The following is a 16,995-nucleotide window of genomic DNA, read 5'->3' as shown; positions in this document are numbered from 1 at the left end:
GTTGACCCATAAAGGCGCCAGTCTACTGGCGCCTTCATATTTATACCGGAGTAACTAAATAAGTATAGGTAACTAGCCTAGGCTTATTCGTCTTCCAGCTCGATGTTGATACCCAACGAGCGGATTTCTTTCAACAATACGTTGAAGGATTCCGGCATACCAGGTTCCATACGATGGTCGCCATCGACGATGTTCTTATACATCTTCGTACGGCCGTTAACGTCATCCGACTTAACAGTTAGCATTTCCTGTAGAGTGTAAGCTGCGCCGTATGCTTCCAGCGCCCATACTTCCATCTCACCGAAACGCTGACCACCGAACTGTGCTTTACCACCCAGCGGCTGCTGAGTAACAAGGCTATAAGAACCGGTAGAACGGGCATGCATCTTGTCATCAACCAAGTGGTTCAGTTTCAGCATGTACATGTAACCAACGGTTACAGGACGCTCAAACATGTCACCGGTACGACCGTCAAACAGTTTCAGCTGACCAGACTCAGGCAGATCACCCAGTTTCAACAGCTCTTTGATTGATGCTTCAGGTGCACCATCAAATACAGGCGTTGCAATCGGTAGACCGTTACGTAGGTTCTTAATCAACGTACGTACTTCGTCGTCAGATAGAGCAGCGATATCAACTTTCTGGCGCGTATCGCCCAGATCGTAGACTTTTTGCAGGAATTCACGGAACTTGTGAAGTTCTTGCTGCTGCTTCAGCATCTCGTTGATCTTGTCACCGATACCTTTCGCTGCAAGACCCAGGTGAGTCTCGAGGATCTGACCGATGTTCATACGAGATGGTACACCCAGTGGGTTCAGTACGATATCGACTGTCTGACCTTTCTCATCGTACGGCATGTCTTCAACAGGGTTGATCTTAGAGATTACACCCTTGTTACCGTGACGACCCGCCATCTTATCACCAGGCTGGATACGACGCTTAACCGCTAGGTATACTTTAACAATCTTAAGTACGCCCGGCGCTAGGTCATCACCCTGTGTGATCTTACGACGCTTGGTTTCAAACTTCTTATCGAACTCAGCTTTCAGTTCATCATACTGCTCTGCAAGCTGCTCCAGCTGGTTTTGCTGTGCTTCGTCATCAAGTGTCTGTGCAAACAGTCTCTCGCGGTCCATTGAAGCAATCTTGTCTTCACTGTAACCAGCAGAAAGCAGAAGCGTACGAACACGTGCAAGAAGACCACCCTCAAGGATCTGGAATTCTTCCGTGATATCTTTCTTCGCTTCTTTCAGCTGCATCTCTTCAATTTCAAGCGCACGCTTGTCTTTTTCTACACCATCGCGGGTAAATACCTGAACGTCGATGATCGTACCAGACACAGAGTTCGGTACACGTAGTGAAGAGTCTTTCACATCAGATGCTTTTTCGCCGAAGATAGCACGTAGTAGCTTCTCTTCAGGTGTTAGCTGAGTTTCGCCCTTAGGCGTCACTTTACCAACCAGGATGTCGCCACCCTTCACTTCAGCACCAATGTAAACGATACCTGATTCATCCAGCTTAGAAAGCGCCGCTTCACCCACGTTAGGGATATCAGCAGTGATTTCTTCAGCACCCAGCTTAGTATCACGCGCCACACAAGATAGCTCTTGGATGTGGATAGTTGTCAGGCGATCTTCCTGTACAACACGCTCAGAAACTAGGATGGAATCCTCGAAGTTGTAACCGTTCCAAGGCATGAACGCGATACGCATGTTCTGACCAAGCGCCAGCTCACCCAGGTCGGTTGAAGGACCATCAGCAAGCACATCGCCACGAGCCACAGGCTCACCCGGCATCACAGTCGGACGCTGGTTGATACATGTGTTCTGGTTAGAACGGGTGTACTTAGTCAGGTTGTAGATGTCGATACCCGCTTCGCCTGGTACCAGCTCGTCTTCGTTAACTTTGATAACGATACGAGAAGCATCTACTGACTGTACTTGTCCGCCACGTTTGGCAACGGCAGTTACACCGGAGTCAACGGCTACGTTACGCTCGATACCTGTACCAACTAGCGGCTTGTCAGCGCGCAGTGTCGGAACAGCCTGACGCTGCATGTTCGCACCCATAAGGGCACGGTTTGCATCATCGTGCTCTAGGAACGGGATCAGAGATGCCGCCACCGATACAACCTGGTTGGTTGCAACGTCCATGTACTGAACATGGTCGCGTGGGTGCAGGCCTGATTCACCTTTCTGACGAGCAGTGATCAATTCGTCAGCGAAAGAACCGTCTTCATTAAGCGCGGCATTCGCCTGAGCGATAACATATTGGCCTTCTTCAATCGCAGACAGGAAGTCGATTTCTTCGGTTACCTTGCCGTCGATTACTTTACGGTATGGAGTTTCCAGGAAACCGTAAGCATTACACTGGGCAAATGCCGACAGTGAGTTGATCAGACCGATGTTTGGACCTTCTGGCGTTTCGATAGGACATAGACGACCGTAGTGGGTCGCGTGAACATCTCGAACTTCGAAGCCAGCACGCTCACGAGTCAGACCACCTGGACCAAGCGCCGAAATACGACGTTTGTGAGTAACTTCTGACAGTGGATTGTTCTGGTCCATAAACTGAGACAGCTGAGAAGAGCCAAAGAACTCTTTAACTGCCGCAGAAATTGGCTTCGCATTGATTAGGTCCTGAGGCATCACAGCGTCAAGATCGCCTAGGCTTAGACGTTCCTTAACTGCACGCTCAACACGAACTAGACCAACACGGAACTGGTTTTCAGCCATTTCGCCAACAGAACGGATACGACGGTTACCAAGGTGGTCGATATCATCAACTTCACCACGGCCGTTACGGATGTCGATCAGTTTGCGCATCACGTCAATGATGTCAGAGTGATCCAGGGTACCCGCACCCGTTGTCTCATCACGTAGAAGAGAGCTGTTGAACTTCATACGACCAACAGCAGAGAGATCGTAACGATCTTCTGAGAAGAACAGGCTTTCGAATAGCTGCTCTGCGGCTTCACGTGTTGGCGGCTCACCAGGACGCATCATGCGGTAGATTTCTACTAGCGCACTTAGGCGGTCAGTCGTGCTGTCGACACGGATGGTGTCAGACATGTACGGACCGTAATCCAGGTCATTGGTGAACAGAACTTCCAGTGACTTGTGACCTGCTTGAGAAAGCAAAGCCAGAGTCTCTAGGCTTAGTTCTTGGTTAGCTGCTGCGATTAGCTCGCCGGTTTCCTCGTTCACGTAATCACGTGATGCGATTTTACCCACGATGTATTCAACAGGGACTTCAATATGGTCAACACCGTCTTTGCCAAGCTGGCGAATATGACGGGCTGTGATTCGGCGGCCTTGCTCTACATATAGCTTACCGTTCGCTTCGATGTTGAAGCTTGCAGTTTCGCCACGCAGACGGTCAGGCACAAGTTCCATAACCAGAGACTTACCTTGAACTTCGAAGTTTACTTTCTCGAAGAACATGTCAAGGATTTGCTCGGTTGTGTAACCTAGCGCACGAAGAATAATTGAAGCTGGAAGCTTACGACGACGGTCGATACGTACGAATACGTTATCCTTAGGATCAAATTCGAAATCCAACCATGAACCACGGTATGGGATTACGCGTGCATTATAAAGCACTTTACCTGAGGAGTGGGTTTTACCCTTATCGCTGTCGAAGAAGACACCCGGGCTACGGTGCAGCTGGGATACGATAACCCTCTCGGTACCGTTAATAACGAATGTACCGTTATCAGTCATGAGCGGAATCTCGCCCATGTAAACTTCTTGTTCTTTGATGTCTTTTACGGTGCCAGCTGGCGCATCTTTGTCATACATGACAAGACGTAGCTTCACACGCAACGGTGCAGAGTATGTTACGCCACGAATCTGACATTCTTTAACATCGAAGACCGGCTCACCGAGACGATAGCTAACGTATTGCAGCTCGGAATTGCCGTTATAGCTCTGAATTGGAAAAACAGAACGAAAGGCAGCTTCTAGACCGTAGTGCCCTTCCGGATCCTGCTCGATGAACTTTTTAAAAGACTCAAGCTGGATCGACAGCAAGTATGGTATGTCCAACACTTGTGGACGCTTACCAAAATCCTTACGGATACGCTTTTTCTCGGTATAAGAGTAAACCATAGGTTCCTCAGATCGCTGATAAGTGATCCAAACTGCTCAAAACGAGGAGCAGTGACTAATAACACTGTTTATTGTAGGAACAGCATCAAAAAAGAGCTGTTTTTTTGCACAGTTAGTGGTTGCAAAACAATGTGAAAAACACCACTACCCTACAGCGCAAAAAGGCCGGTGGCAATTAGCCACCAGCCATTAGCCTTTTCAGGCTAAGAAATTAAGTAAAAATTACTTAATTTCAACAGAAGCACCAACTTCTTCTAGCTGAGCTTTAAGAGCTTCAGCTTCAGCTTTGTCAACACCTTCTTTCAGAGGTGCTGGAGCGCCGTCTACAAGACCTTTAGCTTCTTTCAGACCTAGGCCAGTTGCGCCGCGTACTGCTTTGATAACCTGAACTTTCTGAGAACCAGCAGAAGTTAGGATTACGTCAAATTCAGTTTGCTCTTCAGCAGCTTCACCGCCTGCTGCGCCGCCTGCTACTACTGCAGCTGCAGCAGAAACACCGAATTTTTCTTCCATAGCTTCGATAAGCTCAACAACTTGCATTACAGACATTTCTGCAACTGCGTCTAGGATTTGCTCGTTAGTGATAGACATAACAATTCTCTTTGAAATCAACAATTAGTTTAAATAGCAACCAGTGAAAAACCAGGGCAATTATGCCGCTGCTTCTTCTTTCTGATCGCGTAGAGCTGCGATAGTACGTACCAGCTTGCCAGCTGAAGCTTCTTTCATGCACATCATTAGGCGTGCAATCGCTTCGTCGTAAGTTGGTAGTGTCGCAAGAATTTCTGCGTCAGCAACAGCGCCTTCGAATGCGGCTGCTTTGATCTCGAAATCTTTGTTCTCTTTAGCGAAGTCTTTGAAAAGACGCGCTGCAGCACCTGGGTGCTCGTTAGAGAAACCGATCAGTGTAGGACCAACGAAAGTGTCTTGTAGACACTCGAAGTCAGTACCTTCAACTGCACGGCGTGCTAGTGTGTTACGAACAACTTTCAGGTAAACGCCGTTTTCACGAGCTTGTTTACGTAGAGAAGTCATCGCATCAACTGCAACGCCACGAGAGTCAGCAACAACTGCAGACAGGGCACCATTGGCAGCTTCGTTGACTTCAGCAACAATTGCTTTTTTGTCTTGAAGATTTAATGCCATTGGATTAGCTCCTGGATTTAGCTGGGTTACCCCAGTCATTACACCACTCACTGCCAGTATGACAGGAGAGTCTTTACGGCGCAGATCCAAGACAGATTTACATCAATCATGTTCTGGCACCGTCTACGTAGGTAGTATTAAGTTCCTAAGAACGCCTACGGTCTTGGACGAAGGCTAATTTACAAGCAATTAGCCTCAGCCATGAATTTGTGAACGCCAGATTATACACTAACCTGGCAGTTCTGCAAATTATTGTGCGTTAGTTTCCAGAGAGTTCTGGTCTAGCGCTACACCTGCACCCATAGTGGTGGAGATGCTAACTTTCTTGATGAAAGTACCTTTAGCAGAAGAAGGCTTAGCTTTCTTCAGAGCAACTAGAAGTGCTTCTAGGTTCTCTTTAAGGTTTGCTGCGTCAAAATCCACTTTACCGATAGTAGTGTGGATGATGCCGTTCTTGTCGTTACGGTAACGAACCTGACCTGCTTTAGCGTTCTTAACTGCTTCAGCAACGTTAGGAGTTACAGTACCAACTTTAGGGTTTGGCATCAGACCGCGTGGACCAAGAATAGTACCAAGCTGGCCTACAACGCGCATTGCATCTGGAGATGCGATAACAACGTCAAAGTCCATCACGCCTTTCTTAACCTGGTCAGCAAGTTCTTCCATACCTACTAGGTCAGCGCCTGCTTCTTTAGCAGCTTCTGCGTTTGCACCTTGAGTGAACACAGCAACACGGATATCACGACCAGTACCGTGTGGTAGCACAGTTGCGCCACGAACGTTTTGGTCTGATTTACGTGCATCGATGCCAAGGTTAACAGCAACGTCAACACTTTCAGTAAATTTAGCAGTAGCTAGTTCTTTAAGAAGAGCAACAGCTTCGTTGATTTCGTACTCTTTAGTTACGTCAACTTTGTCACGGATAACGCGCATGCGTTTAGTCAGTTTTGCCATTGTCTTAACCCTCTACCACTAGGCCCATTGAACGAGCAGTACCTGCAATCGAACGCTTCATAGCTTCGATGTCAGCACCAGTCATATCAGCCGCTTTAGTTTCAGCGATTTCCTGAACCTGAGCGTCAGTAACAGTACCAACTTTCTCAGTGTTAGGACGGCCAGAACCAGACTTAACGCCTGCTGCTTTCTTCAGAAGAACTGCTGCAGGTGGAGTCTTAGTAACGAACGTGAAAGAACGGTCGTTGTATACTGTGATAACAACAGGAATTGGAAGACCTTTCTCGATTGAGTCAGTCTTAGCGTTGAACGCTTTACAGAATTCCATAATGTTCACACCGTGCTGACCAAGAGCTGGACCAACCGGTGGACTAGGGTTTGCTGCACCAGCTGCTACCTGCAGCTTGATGTATGCTTCTACTTTTTTAGCCATTGCTATATACCTAAATTTGGGTTCGAACGTCTATTCGTAAAAGAACAGACTCCCCGTCTAACGAAAGGGCGCGAAATTATAGTCCAATTTCACGCCCCTGACAATAACAGCTGATTAATTATTGATCAGCTTTTTTCAACCTGACCGAACTCAAGCTCAACCGGTGTTGCACGGCCGAAGATCGATACAGAAACCTTCACGCGGCTCTTGTCGTAGTCAACTTCTTCTACAACGCCGTTAAAGTCTGCAAAAGGCCCGTCGGTAACACGTACAACTTCACCCGGCTCAAAGACAGTTTTGTGAACTGGTGATTCACTTGCCTGCTGAAGACGGTTAAGAATGGCATCCGCCTCTTTATCAGAGATAGGAGCTGGACGGTCTGAAGTGCCGCCGATGAACCCCATTACACGAGGGATACTACGTACCAGATGCCATGTCTCATCGTTCATCACCATCTGTACAAGCACATAGCCTGGGAAGAACTTACGTTCACTCTTACGGCGCTGACCTGCACGCATCTCAACCACTTCCTCAGTAGGTACAAGTACCTCATCAAAGTAGTCTTCCATGCTATGCATCTTGATATGCTCACGTAGTGATTGCGCTACACGACCTTCAAAACCTGAAAAGGCCTGTACTACATACCATCGTTTTTTTGGAGCTTCGCTCATGAACTCTTACCTCACACACCGGTAACTAGGCGGACTAGACGGACCATGATGCCGTCGATACCCCACAAGGCTAACGCCATAATGACAGTGACAGCTAAAACGATAAAGGTTGTCTGCGTAGCTTCCTGACGAGTAGGCCATACTACCTTGCGGACTTCCATGCGCGATTCGCGGGCAAACGTAATCGCGGTTTTACCTTTTGCTGTAAGTGCGGCAAGACCACCAGCTGCAGCTACAAGAACTACAACGGCCGAGGCGCGCAACACTACAGAAACATCACTGTACAGGTAATTACCAACCACAGCGGCAGCTAGCAAAGCAAATACAGCGACCCATTTTAGGCCATCCATACTGCTAGAGCTGCTTTGGTTTTCGGCATTCGCTTTCATACAACCAACCTGTAACTAGTCTCAATATAGACGAAAATAACCCCGCAAGTGCGAGGCCATAAATGAAGGAAAGCGCTAACGCCTTAATTACATGGAAAAAACTTCATCTCAATAAACTTTTACTCTGCGTTCCTGACCAAAAAACAACCTGACCAAAAATCGAACGCAGAAAAAGGGCATCAAATGATGCCCTTTTTGGTGCCTTGTCGTCAAATATTATTCAACGATCTTAGCAACAACACCGGCACCTACTGTACGACCGCCTTCACGGATCGCAAAGCGTAGACCTTCGTCCATCGCGATAGGAGCGATTAGAGTAACAACCATTTTAATGTTGTCACCAGGCATTACCATTTCAACGCCTTCTGGTAGCTCGATAGTACCAGTTACGTCAGTTGTACGGAAGTAGAACTGTGGACGGTAGCCTTTGAAGAATGGCGTGTGACGGCCACCTTCGTCTTTAGACAGAACGTATACTTCTGACTCGAAAGTAGTGTGCGGAGTGATAGAACCTGGCTTAGCAAGAACCTGACCACGCTCAACTTCGTCACGCTTAGTACCACGTAGTAGAACACCAACGTTCTCACCAGCACGGCCTTCGTCAAGAAGCTTACGGAACATCTCAACACCAGTACAAGTAGTTAGCGTAGTTTCTTTGATACCTACGATAGCAACTTCGTCACCTACAGTGATGATACCCTGCTCAACACGACCAGTTACAACAGTACCACGGCCCTGGATTGAGAATACATCTTCGATAGGTAGGATGAACGGACGGTCGATCGCACGCTCTGGCTCTGGGATGTAGTTGTCTAGTGCTTCAGCTAGCTCAACGATCTTGTCTTCCCACTCTTTCTCGCCGTTTAGTGCGCCAAGAGCAGAACCCATGATTACTGGGCAGTCGTCACCTGGGAATTCGTACTCAGATAGAAGTTCACGAACTTCCATTTCTACTAGCTCTAGTAGTTCTTCGTCATCAACCATGTCACACTTGTTCATGAACACGATGATGTATGGGATACCAACCTGACGGCCTAGTAGGATGTGCTCACGAGTCTGAGGCATAGGGCCGTCAGTTGCAGCAACAACCAGGATACCACCGTCCATCTGCGCAGCACCAGTGATCATGTTTTTAACGTAATCGGCGTGTCCTGGGCAGTCTACGTGTGCGTAGTGACGACTTGGAGTATCGTACTCTACGTGAGAAGTAGAGATTGTGATACCACGTTCGCGCTCTTCTGGAGCGTTATCGATAGATGCGAAGTCTTTAGCCTCACCACCGTATACTTTTGACAGAGTAGTACAGATAGCAGCTGTTAGAGTAGTTTTACCGTGGTCAACGTGGCCGATAGTACCAACGTTAACGTGCGGTTTTGTACGTTCAAATTTTTCTTTAGACATGGATAGTCCCTCTAGGCACGGCATTTGGTGGCATTACGACCACACAACCAATCATGGGTTTGTAGAGTATATATCAAAAGGATTGAAGTGACTTGGAGAGGGAGTGGTGCTGATAGGCGGATTTGAACCGCCGACCTCACCCTTACCAAGGGTGCGCTCTACCGACTGAGCTATATCAGCACACAAAAGTGTGGAGCGGGCAGCGGGAATCGAACCCGCATCATCAGCTTGGAAGGCTGAGGTAATAGCCATTATACGATGCCCGCAAAACTCGTAACTCGTAGAGCTATTCAATCATTTGAAAATGGTGGAGGGAGATGGATTCGAACCATCGAAGGCAGAGCCGTCAGATTTACAGTCTGATCCCTTTGGCCACTCGGGAACCCCTCCAGGGGTGTTGCAAAGAAACTGGTGCCGACTACCGGAATCGAACTGGTGACCTACTGATTACAAGTCAGTTGCTCTACCTACTGAGCTAAGTCGGCTTAAGTGCTGCGCATTCTAGAGAATGATCCCAGCCCTTGCAATACCTATATTATTTTTTTTTCAGTTTTTTCTATCAAGCGTTGTAATTTTAGCCATCATCGGCATTTTGCATACAAAGCAAGGCCTTCCAGTACCAAGTCTGAACGGTGTCGGTAGTGTTTTGACCAAGACACAGGTAAATGACGAACGCCTCCACCGCATAGGATCACTTCAGGCTCGGCCTTCAGTTTATCGCGGGCTTGCCCCAGGCCATATTCAATCAGCCCCAGCAGTGCAGCCCGGCAGCCATTTTTCAGACCATCAGCGGTATTGTCAGCAAAGCTGATTGTTTCACTGTGCTCGCGATCCGAAAAAACCTTGGTGGTGTTTTCCAGTACCGATTTCATCATGAGCTGGTAGCCAGGTGCTATCCAACCGCCCTGATGCTTGCCGTCTTCGGACAGCACATCAAAGGTTAGCGCCGTGCCGATATCGACAATCACTGTTGGCCTTTTAAATTCCTGCCGAATGGCCACCAAGGTCAGCCAGCGATCGACGCCCAGATATTGGTACTCGGCATAGGCATTCTTTACGCCAAAATCTTTACGCAGCGTTTTTACCTGCATTACCGGAATATTGGCCAATTGGGCAATACGCTGGATGGAGTTATCGACCTCCACCGGGCCAACACTGGCAAAGACGATTCTGTTAACTTCCTTCTCTAACAGCGGCTCTAGCACCATTTCCAGCTTACGGCTTGGATATCGGCCTAATAGCTCGAAATTGCCATCGTCAAACAGTTGGGCAACCTTGACATAGGTGTTGCCCGCTTCAATTAATAATTGCATTAACAACCTCTAAGGCTGATTTCACCACCGACGTAAGGCGTAATACCTTGTTCGGTTTCCAGTAATAACGCCCCCTGACTATTAATTCCGCGGGCTATTCCTTCTACCACACGCTCACCAATTAATAATTTCACAGGGCGATCCAAAAAGTTATCTAATCGATTCCAGCGCTCAATGAAGCCATCCAGGCCAACACTCTCGTAATGCTCAAGCGTTTCGTACAAACGCCGGATCAGCGTTGCTGCCAGCTGGTTTCGCTCCGGAAGGTGGCTGCAAGCCTGCGTCAAATTGGTCCACGCCTGGCCGATATCCGATCCTTCCTGCTCAGTCATCGCAACATTCAGTCCCATCCCGATCACCAGGTGGGCAGCCTCTCCGGCCTGACCTGTCATTTCGACAAGAATACCGGCCAGCTTCCTATCTTGGTAATACAGATCGTTGGGCCATTTGACTTTGATATCATCTGCCCCGAGAGATTGCAGAGCCTCGGCTATCGCCACTCCGACAACAAGGCTTAACCCCATAGCAGCGGCCATACCGGCATCAAGGCGCCAATACATAGAAAGGTATAAATTACTACCAAACGGAGAAAGCCACTGCCTTCCTCGTCGGCCACGGCCCGACTCCTGATACTCAGCCAGGCAGACAGCGCCTTGGGGTAGCTGACCAACCCGATCCAGCAGAAATTGGTTGGTTGAGTCAATCACAGGGATGAGATCTAAGCTCGAGCACTTTACCTGAGCTAAAATTTTATCGCAATCAAGCAGTTCCAATTTTGATGCCAGGCTATAGCCTTTACCCTGAACCCGGTAGATATCCAATCCCCAGCTTTGCAGCGTTTTAATATGCTTGCTTATCGCCGCCCGTGAGATCCCAAGCGACTCTCCTAACGCCTCACCGGAATGGAATCGGCCATCCGATAACATGGCGACTAACGCCAAACGTGTAGCATGATCTATCATGACATCATCTCCGCCAGTTTTGTCTCTTGGCAGGCAGCCATAAAGCGTACTTCATGCTCGAGGGTGACACCAAACGTCCTGTCCACCGTTATAACTATATCATTCGCCAGTTCAATGACGTCCCGGGCTGTCGCCTGCGCATGGTTTACCAGCACCAGCGCTTGTTGCTCGTGCACCTTCGCGCCGCCAACCTCATAGCCTTTCAGGCCGCACTGATCTATCAGCCAACCTGCGGCCAGTTTGTAACACCTATTCCCCACGTCATAACTCGGCATTTGAGGGTACTCCTGCAATAGTGCATCTCGCTTCTCACTGTCAACCACAGGATTTTTGAAGAAACTTCCGGCATTGCCGTGCACTGCTGGATCAGGCAGCTTTTCTTGACGAATTCGGCACACTTCGTCAAAAATGTCTTTGGCCGATACGGCGTCGGGATCAAATTTTGCCAGCGGGCCGTAGCCTAAGTTCGGTAGCCATTCTTTCGGCAGTTCCAAACCAACCGCAATGATGGCATGGCTATCTTTCATTGCATGCTTGAAGATTGAGTCACGATATCCAAACTGACAGTCGGCTGCCGACAGCCGGGAAAGCTTGCCAGTTACCAGCTCAACCACATCCACGTATTGGCAGATATCTTTTAGCTCTACACCATATGCGCCAATGTTCTGGATAGGGGATGAACCGACACACCCGGGAATTAGCGCGAGATTTTCCAAACCGGGCATATTGTTTTCAATGGTTGTGCATACCAGCTGGTGCCAGTCTTCACCGGCGCCGACATGCAGTTGATAGTTGTCTGTCGTTTCCGTTATATCGATGCCCGATATACGGTTCAGCACGATAACACCTGCATAGTTTTCACAGAACAGTAAATTACTTCCCTGTCCGACAATCAACTTAGGTAAAGTCCGATATTGTTCATGCTGCCAAATGGCGACCAAATCCTCTGCCGTCTCCGCAACGACAATATGTTCGGCTGCGACCTCTATGCCAAAGGTGTGAAAAGGCGCCAGCGACCTTTCTTGCAAAACTTTCATGCTAATATCGAACCATACCATTTATACTATTGGCCGCATTTTAACTGATTCATTCTGACAACGCAGTGTTTTCCCATGAGCAAGCTTAGATTCCACCCGCTAGAACCCCTCCGTTTTCCGTTGATCAACCGTTTCTATAAATCTTACTACCCAGCAGGGAAAGCCAAAAAAGATGAAGTTATCTGGGTGGGAGAGGATAACAGCAGTATCATCTGCTGTGTCAGATTCAAGCAATTTGACAACTATCAGTTACTCACCGGTATGTTAGTACACCCAGAACAACGTGGTATGGGTTTAGCCAAACAGCTACTAACAGGCTGTTATCAACAACTTATAGAAACACCCTGTTATTGTTTTGCCTTTGCTCACCTAGAGACGCTATATCAGGGGGCAAACTTTATCACGCTCCCCGAGAGCGAACTTCCCGAGCCGCTATTGAGTCGTCTCCGGCGCTACCGGCAAAGTGGAAAGAAGCTGATTGCAATGCGGTATCAACCCTAATTTACAGTTATTCAACCTATCCGTGACCCAAGCCAATAATGGTATTGATAGAATCAGGGAATTTTCTGGTATAATTCCGCTCTAAATTAACAGATTTATCTTTAATAGGTCGCGTAAACGAGGCGATAATGGATTCAGCTATTGCTAACAGGCAGCGCATTGAGCAATTGCCATGTATTGCACACAAACCGGAAGATTTAGAGACACTTCTAGATGCAGGATCTTTCCGCGAACGTCTTCACCAAGAAATCACTCAGGCTAAGCAGCGTATTTATCTGGTAGCTCTCTACCTGCAAGACGATGATGCTGGACGAGGCATCCTAACAGCACTGTATGAAGCCAAGCAGGCAAACCCTGATTTGGATATTAAGGTACTGGTCGACTGGCATCGCGCGCAGCGAGGGCTTATTGGTGCCGCTAAATCAGATGGAAATGCTGCACTATACCGCGAGTTCGCAGAAAGCTATGAGCATCAAATTGATGTACTGGGTGTTCCGGTGCGTAACAGAGAAGTCTTCGGTGTATTGCACCTGAAGGGTTTTGTGATTGATGACAAGGTTATCTATAGCGGTGCTAGCCTTAATGATGTCTACCTTGCACAGCATCAGCGTTACCGTTACGACCGATACCACGTCATACAGAATGCTCATCTGGCCGATAGCATGGCGAAGCTCATTAAGGAAACGTTGGCAGACAGTGATGCTGTGAATTGCTTGAGCCAGGCAATTCGCCCTGAAACCAAGGCGCTGAAAGGAGCGATCAAAGATCTTCGCAACCAATTACAACGTGCGAGTTATTCTTTTTCTCCTGAGTCTGTCGGTAGCGATCAAGTCGGCTTAACACCTCTGATTGGCCTCGGAAAGCGGAAAAACAAACTGAATCAGCATATCTGCACCCTGATTGCCAGTGCGCAGAAAGAGCTGACCATTTGTACTCCTTACTTTAATTTCCCCCGTCTCATTAGCCGTGAAGTAAAGCGTGCAATCCGACGAGGCGTAAAAGTTACCATTGTCGTCGGTGATAAAACAGCGAATGACTTTTACATTCCGCCTAACGAGCCGTTCAAGACCATTGCAGGCCTCCCTTACCTCTATGAGGTGAACCTGAGAAACTTTGCCAAGCAGAATGAAGGGGCTATTGCTCGTCGCCAACTAGCTATCCACCTCTGGAAGCACAATGACAACAGCTTCCACCTTAAAGGTATCTGGGTTGACCGCAGCTATATGCTGATCACAGGTAATAACCTCAACCCAAGAGCTTGGAAGTTAGATCTTGAGAATGCCATCTTAGTGCATGATAAGAGCCAACTTTTAGCCGAGCAGAAGCAAAAAGAGCTCGACTGTATTCTGAGCCATACTCAGCTTGTCGGTAGCTATAAATTTATCGAGAAAGTCGATACCTATCCGGCTCCAGTACGGAAGTTGATTAAACGGATCCGCAGAATAAAGGCTGATCATATTCTTAATCAAATCCTGTAGAGGAAATACGCATGACTATCGCCGCTATTGATGTAGATCCGCAACGTACTTTCAGCCCTCTTTGTCCTGATGAGCTGCCTGTACCGGAGGGAGATCAAATCGCTCCCGCGCTCAATGCCCAGGCAGAGCTGGCTGATCTACGGATATTGACGAAAGATGCGCACCCTCCCCAGGCGGTATGGGTCGTTGATAGCCATGATAAAATGCTTCAACCGTTACCTCACCCCAATGCAGACTTAACCTGGGTAGCTCATGCCGTCCCAGGTACAGCTGGATTTAAAACAATCCCAGGATTACCAGCCGTCACCGATTACGATCATGTTATCTGGAAAGGGATCGAGCCTGATCTTCACCCTTATGGTGCCTGCTTTCATGATCTGGAAGAGAGACTGAGTACTGGGCTGATCGAATGGCTTGATAGCCAAAAGGTCACCACTATTCTTGTCGGCGGCTTGGCGACAGACTACTGTGTGAAAACAACCGCCTTACAACTGCAACAGACTGGACAGTTTAAAGTTATTGTTAATCTTTCAGCTTGCCGCGGGATTGCTCCCGATACCACAGAACAAGCTTGTGCCGACATGCAGAATGCGGGAATCATCGTAGCGACAGACCTTGCTGCTGTTCGCTTGCTGCTATAGCTATACAGTTCAATATCAGGAGACTAAAAAACAGCCTCTTCGGAGGCTGTTTTTTTATATCTCTCATCATCCAAGCATCACTACCTATAACTAGTTTTAATATAAAGCGGCATAGCGCTTACTCTGAAAGACTCTTTACAGGTAGTTGAGTCAGCATCTCTGTGAGTTAACAGGCACACCTAGGCAGTGCCGATATTCCAGCAGGACTCATTCGACCGCTGGGCGAATGTAGTGGTCAACTAATTCCGGACAGTAAGTTAAGTCGATTTTCTACTTCAGCTGGTGCGATACCACCACGATAACTGTGTGGTCGTTGCCAGTTGTAGTAGTCCATCAGATAAAAACTGATATCCTTCATTGCTTCGGACACAGAGCGGTAACCCGCTGTGGGCACCCATTCTGACTTCAAGCTTCGGAACAGTCTTTCCATCGGCGCATTATCCCAACAGTTACCACGGCGGCTCATGCTCTGCTCCATGCGGTAGCGCCACAAGTGCTGTCGGAACTTACGGCTGGCGTACTGGCACCCTTGGTCAGAGTGAAACAGTATGCCCTCAGGACAGCCTCTTTGTTCGTAAGCCATCGCTAGTGCCTTTGTTACTAATGCCGCGTCTGGCTTGTCAGATAGCGCCCAACCAACAACTCGACGGCTGAACAAATCAATAACGACGGCGAGATAGCACCATCGATTTCCAGCCCAGATATATGTAATGTCACCACACCACACTTGATTTGGCACGCTGACATCGAACTCTCTGTTCAGATGGTTCGGGATATCTGGACGCTCAATGCTCGCACTTCTATATGCATGAGAGCCAGGTTGCTTACTCATGAGCCTGGCTTCTTTCATCAAGTGTCTCATTTTGAAACGACCGACGGTATAACCACGCTCGTGCATCATTGCAACGATAGAGCGACTGCCAGCCGAACTACGGCTTAGCGTAAATAAACGCTTTACTTCACTGCGTAAAGCCAATCGCTCAACATTAACGTGTCGCTGTCTTTGTTTGTACTCGTAGTAGCTTGATGAGACGACTTCGAACACGGAACAGACCATTTCAACCGTATCATGCTCCCTCAACTGGTCTATCAGCGTGTACGTTCGAGTTCGTCCGACATTAAAAGAGCAGTGGCCTTTTTTAAAATGGCTTTTTCTCGCTCCAGGCGATGAATACGAGCCTCTAGTTCTTGGATCTTCTGCTGCTCTGACGTCAACGCTTTAGAGTTCGGCGTTGCTCCATTCCGTTCCTCTTTTAGTTGCTCGACCCAGCGCCGCAATGCTGTATCTCCAACATCAACGGCACGGCTTGCTTCTGGAATTGAATAGTTCTGGTCAAGCACTAGGCTTGCTGCATCATGCTTAAACTCTGGACTAAATGATCGACGTTTTTTGGTCATTGAACACCTCTTAATGAGTGGTAACTTTACCACCTAAAATGGTGTCCGGCTTTATTAGACCACTACAGAACATACCTTAAAGGCGTAAGAAAGCCCGAGTCTTTCGACGGAGACGCCTAGTCTCGGGCTATCCGACCAAAGGGTGGACAGAGTTAACAAACACAAAAAAGCCCCAGCATCTCTGCTGAGGCTTCTTAATAAGTGGCGGAGCGGCTGGGCCGGCATTCCGGCGGGACTCTTTTGCTCGAAGAGCAAAGTTAAATCACAGAGATAAAAAAACCCAAGCATTTCTGCTTGGGTTTAGTATAAGTGGCGGAGCGGACGGGACTCGAACCCGCGACCCCCGGCGTGACAGGCCGGTATTCTAACCAACTGAACTACCGCTCCACTCAAATCACCGCACGTTCACTGCGATAATCTAAATTGGAAGCCTGGCGATGTCCTACTCTCACATGGGGAGACCCCACACTACCATCGGCGCTATTACGTTTCACTGCTGAGTTCGGCATGGGATCAGGTGGGTCCATAATGCTATGGTCGCCAAGCAAATTCTGTTTATCCT

Annotated in this window: 15 protein-coding genes, 5 tRNA genes and 1 rRNA gene; 3 read left to right on the top strand and 18 right to left on the bottom strand. The window is 48.2% G+C overall.

Annotated features, from left to right (window positions below):
- Positions 1-83: 83 nt before the first annotated feature.
- From rpoB to murB, 15 genes are all read right to left on the bottom strand, one after another.
- On the bottom strand, positions 84-4,109 hold the full coding sequence (gene rpoB, locus L4D19_RS22890; RefSeq protein WP_160656145.1) for a DNA-directed RNA polymerase subunit beta: 4,026 nt from the start codon (positions 4,107-4,109) through the stop codon (positions 84-86).
- A gap of 222 nt (positions 4,110-4,331) precedes the next feature.
- Positions 4,332-4,700 (bottom strand): 50S ribosomal protein L7/L12, encoded by a 369-nt coding sequence (gene rplL, locus L4D19_RS22885; RefSeq protein ID WP_428454396.1) that lies wholly within the window; start codon positions 4,698-4,700, stop codon positions 4,332-4,334.
- A gap of 60 nt (positions 4,701-4,760) precedes the next feature.
- The gene (rplJ, locus tag L4D19_RS22880) at positions 4,761-5,255 is read right to left on the bottom strand and encodes a 50S ribosomal protein L10 (RefSeq protein ID WP_075763490.1); all 495 of its coding nucleotides are present in this window, start codon (positions 5,253-5,255) and stop codon (positions 4,761-4,763) included.
- 249 nt (positions 5,256-5,504) lie between these two features.
- A complete protein-coding gene (rplA, locus tag L4D19_RS22875) occupies positions 5,505-6,209 on the bottom strand; it encodes a 50S ribosomal protein L1 (protein ID WP_160656143.1) in 705 nt (234 codons plus the stop codon).
- A 4-nt stretch (positions 6,210-6,213) separates the two neighbouring features.
- Entirely contained in the window at positions 6,214-6,642 is a 429-nt protein-coding gene (rplK, locus tag L4D19_RS22870; protein ID WP_075763488.1) for a 50S ribosomal protein L11, read from the bottom strand.
- Positions 6,643-6,767: 125 nt separating this feature from the next.
- The gene (gene nusG / locus L4D19_RS22865; RefSeq protein WP_075763487.1) at positions 6,768-7,313 is read right to left on the bottom strand and encodes a transcription termination/antitermination protein NusG; all 546 of its coding nucleotides are present in this window, start codon (positions 7,311-7,313) and stop codon (positions 6,768-6,770) included.
- An 11-nt stretch (positions 7,314-7,324) separates the two neighbouring features.
- Positions 7,325-7,702 carry a preprotein translocase subunit SecE gene (secE, locus tag L4D19_RS22860; RefSeq protein ID WP_075763486.1) on the bottom strand — a complete coding sequence of 126 codons (378 nt, stop codon included), beginning with the start codon at positions 7,700-7,702 and terminating at the stop codon, positions 7,325-7,327.
- A 216-nt stretch (positions 7,703-7,918) separates the two neighbouring features.
- Positions 7,919-9,103 (bottom strand): elongation factor Tu, encoded by a 1,185-nt coding sequence (gene tuf / locus L4D19_RS22855; RefSeq protein WP_428454395.1) that lies wholly within the window; start codon positions 9,101-9,103, stop codon positions 7,919-7,921.
- A gap of 104 nt (positions 9,104-9,207) precedes the next feature.
- Positions 9,208-9,283, bottom strand: a tRNA-Thr gene (locus tag L4D19_RS22850).
- Between the two features lie 11 nt (positions 9,284-9,294).
- Positions 9,295-9,369 (bottom strand) — tRNA-Gly (locus L4D19_RS22845).
- Between the two features lie 39 nt (positions 9,370-9,408).
- A tRNA-Tyr gene (locus tag L4D19_RS22840) sits at positions 9,409-9,493 on the bottom strand.
- A 19-nt stretch (positions 9,494-9,512) separates the two neighbouring features.
- Positions 9,513-9,588 (bottom strand) — tRNA-Thr (locus L4D19_RS22835).
- Between the two features lie 96 nt (positions 9,589-9,684).
- Positions 9,685-10,416, bottom strand: coding sequence for a type III pantothenate kinase (locus tag L4D19_RS22830; protein WP_075763484.1), 732 nt, complete (start codon positions 10,414-10,416; stop codon positions 9,685-9,687).
- Positions 10,416-11,378, bottom strand: coding sequence for a bifunctional biotin--[acetyl-CoA-carboxylase] ligase/biotin operon repressor BirA (gene birA / locus L4D19_RS22825; protein WP_239411368.1), 963 nt, complete (start codon positions 11,376-11,378; stop codon positions 10,416-10,418). The genes L4D19_RS22830 and birA overlap by 1 nt, the downstream gene beginning before the upstream one ends.
- Complete coding sequence (gene murB, locus L4D19_RS22820) at positions 11,375-12,415, bottom strand: UDP-N-acetylmuramate dehydrogenase (RefSeq protein WP_428454394.1); 1,041 nt, start codon at positions 12,413-12,415, stop codon at positions 11,375-11,377. The genes birA and murB overlap by 4 nt, the downstream gene beginning before the upstream one ends.
- A gap of 75 nt (positions 12,416-12,490) precedes the next feature.
- Here murB and L4D19_RS22815 point away from each other — a divergent pair, with 75 nt between their 5' ends.
- The 3 genes from L4D19_RS22815 to L4D19_RS22805 all read left to right on the top strand — a co-directional run bounded on the left by L4D19_RS22815 (position 12,491) and on the right by L4D19_RS22805 (position 15,035).
- Positions 12,491-12,916 (top strand): GNAT family N-acetyltransferase, encoded by a 426-nt coding sequence (locus tag L4D19_RS22815; RefSeq protein WP_428454393.1) that lies wholly within the window; start codon positions 12,491-12,493, stop codon positions 12,914-12,916.
- Positions 12,917-13,044: 128 nt separating this feature from the next.
- Entirely contained in the window at positions 13,045-14,394 is a 1,350-nt protein-coding gene (gene pssA / locus L4D19_RS22810) for a CDP-diacylglycerol--serine O-phosphatidyltransferase (RefSeq protein ID WP_160658467.1), read from the top strand.
- A gap of 11 nt (positions 14,395-14,405) precedes the next feature.
- Positions 14,406-15,035, top strand: a complete 630-nt coding sequence (locus L4D19_RS22805; RefSeq protein ID WP_428454392.1) for a nicotinamidase — start codon at positions 14,406-14,408, stop codon at positions 15,033-15,035.
- A 235-nt stretch (positions 15,036-15,270) separates the two neighbouring features.
- Here L4D19_RS22805 and L4D19_RS22800 read toward each other — a convergent pair.
- The 3 genes from L4D19_RS22800 to rrf all read right to left on the bottom strand — a co-directional run bounded on the left by L4D19_RS22800 (position 15,271) and on the right by rrf (position 16,978).
- Positions 15,271-16,433 (bottom strand): IS3 family transposase gene (locus tag L4D19_RS22800; RefSeq protein WP_428454391.1). Its coding sequence is split into 2 segments (ribosomal slippage): positions 15,271-16,178 and positions 16,178-16,433, totalling 1,164 coding nucleotides; the frame shifts between segments, so codons are not numbered across the junction.
- A gap of 310 nt (positions 16,434-16,743) precedes the next feature.
- Positions 16,744-16,820 (bottom strand) — tRNA-Asp (locus L4D19_RS22795).
- A 42-nt stretch (positions 16,821-16,862) separates the two neighbouring features.
- Positions 16,863-16,978: ribosomal RNA gene (gene rrf, locus L4D19_RS22790) — 5S ribosomal RNA — on the bottom strand.
- Between the last annotated feature and the right edge of the window lie 17 nt (positions 16,979-16,995).

Source organism: Photobacterium kasasachensis, assembly GCF_050336885.1.
In the GTDB taxonomy this organism is placed as follows: Bacteria; Pseudomonadota; Gammaproteobacteria; order Enterobacterales; family Vibrionaceae; genus Photobacterium; species Photobacterium kasasachensis.
Note: the sequence above shows the minus strand (reverse complement) of the source record. Positions and strands in the feature narration are given on the sequence as shown.

What these genes read in the sequence shown, in the direction of transcription:
- rpoB (WP_160656145.1), bottom strand. Translation starts at nt 4,109, where the DNA reads ATGGTTTACTCTTATACCGAGAAAAAGCGTATCCGTAAGGATTTTGGT.
- rplL (WP_428454396.1), bottom strand. Translation starts at nt 4,700, where the DNA reads ATGTCTATCACTAACGAGCAAATCCTAGACGCAGTTGCAGAAATGTCT.
- rplJ (WP_075763490.1), bottom strand. Translation starts at nt 5,255, where the DNA reads ATGGCATTAAATCTTCAAGACAAAAAAGCAATTGTTGCTGAAGTCAAC.
- rplA (WP_160656143.1), bottom strand. Translation starts at nt 6,209, where the DNA reads ATGGCAAAACTGACTAAACGCATGCGCGTTATCCGTGACAAAGTTGAC.
- rplK (WP_075763488.1), bottom strand. Translation starts at nt 6,642, where the DNA reads ATGGCTAAAAAAGTAGAAGCATACATCAAGCTGCAGGTAGCAGCTGGT.
- nusG (WP_075763487.1), bottom strand. Translation starts at nt 7,313, where the DNA reads ATGAGCGAAGCTCCAAAAAAACGATGGTATGTAGTACAGGCCTTTTCA.
- secE (WP_075763486.1), bottom strand. Translation starts at nt 7,702, where the DNA reads ATGAAAGCGAATGCCGAAAACCAAAGCAGCTCTAGCAGTATGGATGGC.
- tuf (WP_428454395.1), bottom strand. Translation starts at nt 9,103, where the DNA reads ATGTCTAAAGAAAAATTTGAACGTACAAAACCGCACGTTAACGTTGGT.
- L4D19_RS22830 (WP_075763484.1), bottom strand. Translation starts at nt 10,416, where the DNA reads ATGCAATTATTAATTGAAGCGGGCAACACCTATGTCAAGGTTGCCCAA.
- birA (WP_239411368.1), bottom strand. Translation starts at nt 11,378, where the DNA reads ATGATAGATCATGCTACACGTTTGGCGTTAGTCGCCATGTTATCGGAT.
- murB (WP_428454394.1), bottom strand. Translation starts at nt 12,415, where the DNA reads ATGAAAGTTTTGCAAGAAAGGTCGCTGGCGCCTTTTCACACCTTTGGC.
- L4D19_RS22815 (WP_428454393.1), top strand. Translation starts at nt 12,491, where the DNA reads ATGAGCAAGCTTAGATTCCACCCGCTAGAACCCCTCCGTTTTCCGTTG.
- pssA (WP_160658467.1), top strand. Translation starts at nt 13,045, where the DNA reads ATGGATTCAGCTATTGCTAACAGGCAGCGCATTGAGCAATTGCCATGT.
- L4D19_RS22805 (WP_428454392.1), top strand. Translation starts at nt 14,406, where the DNA reads ATGACTATCGCCGCTATTGATGTAGATCCGCAACGTACTTTCAGCCCT.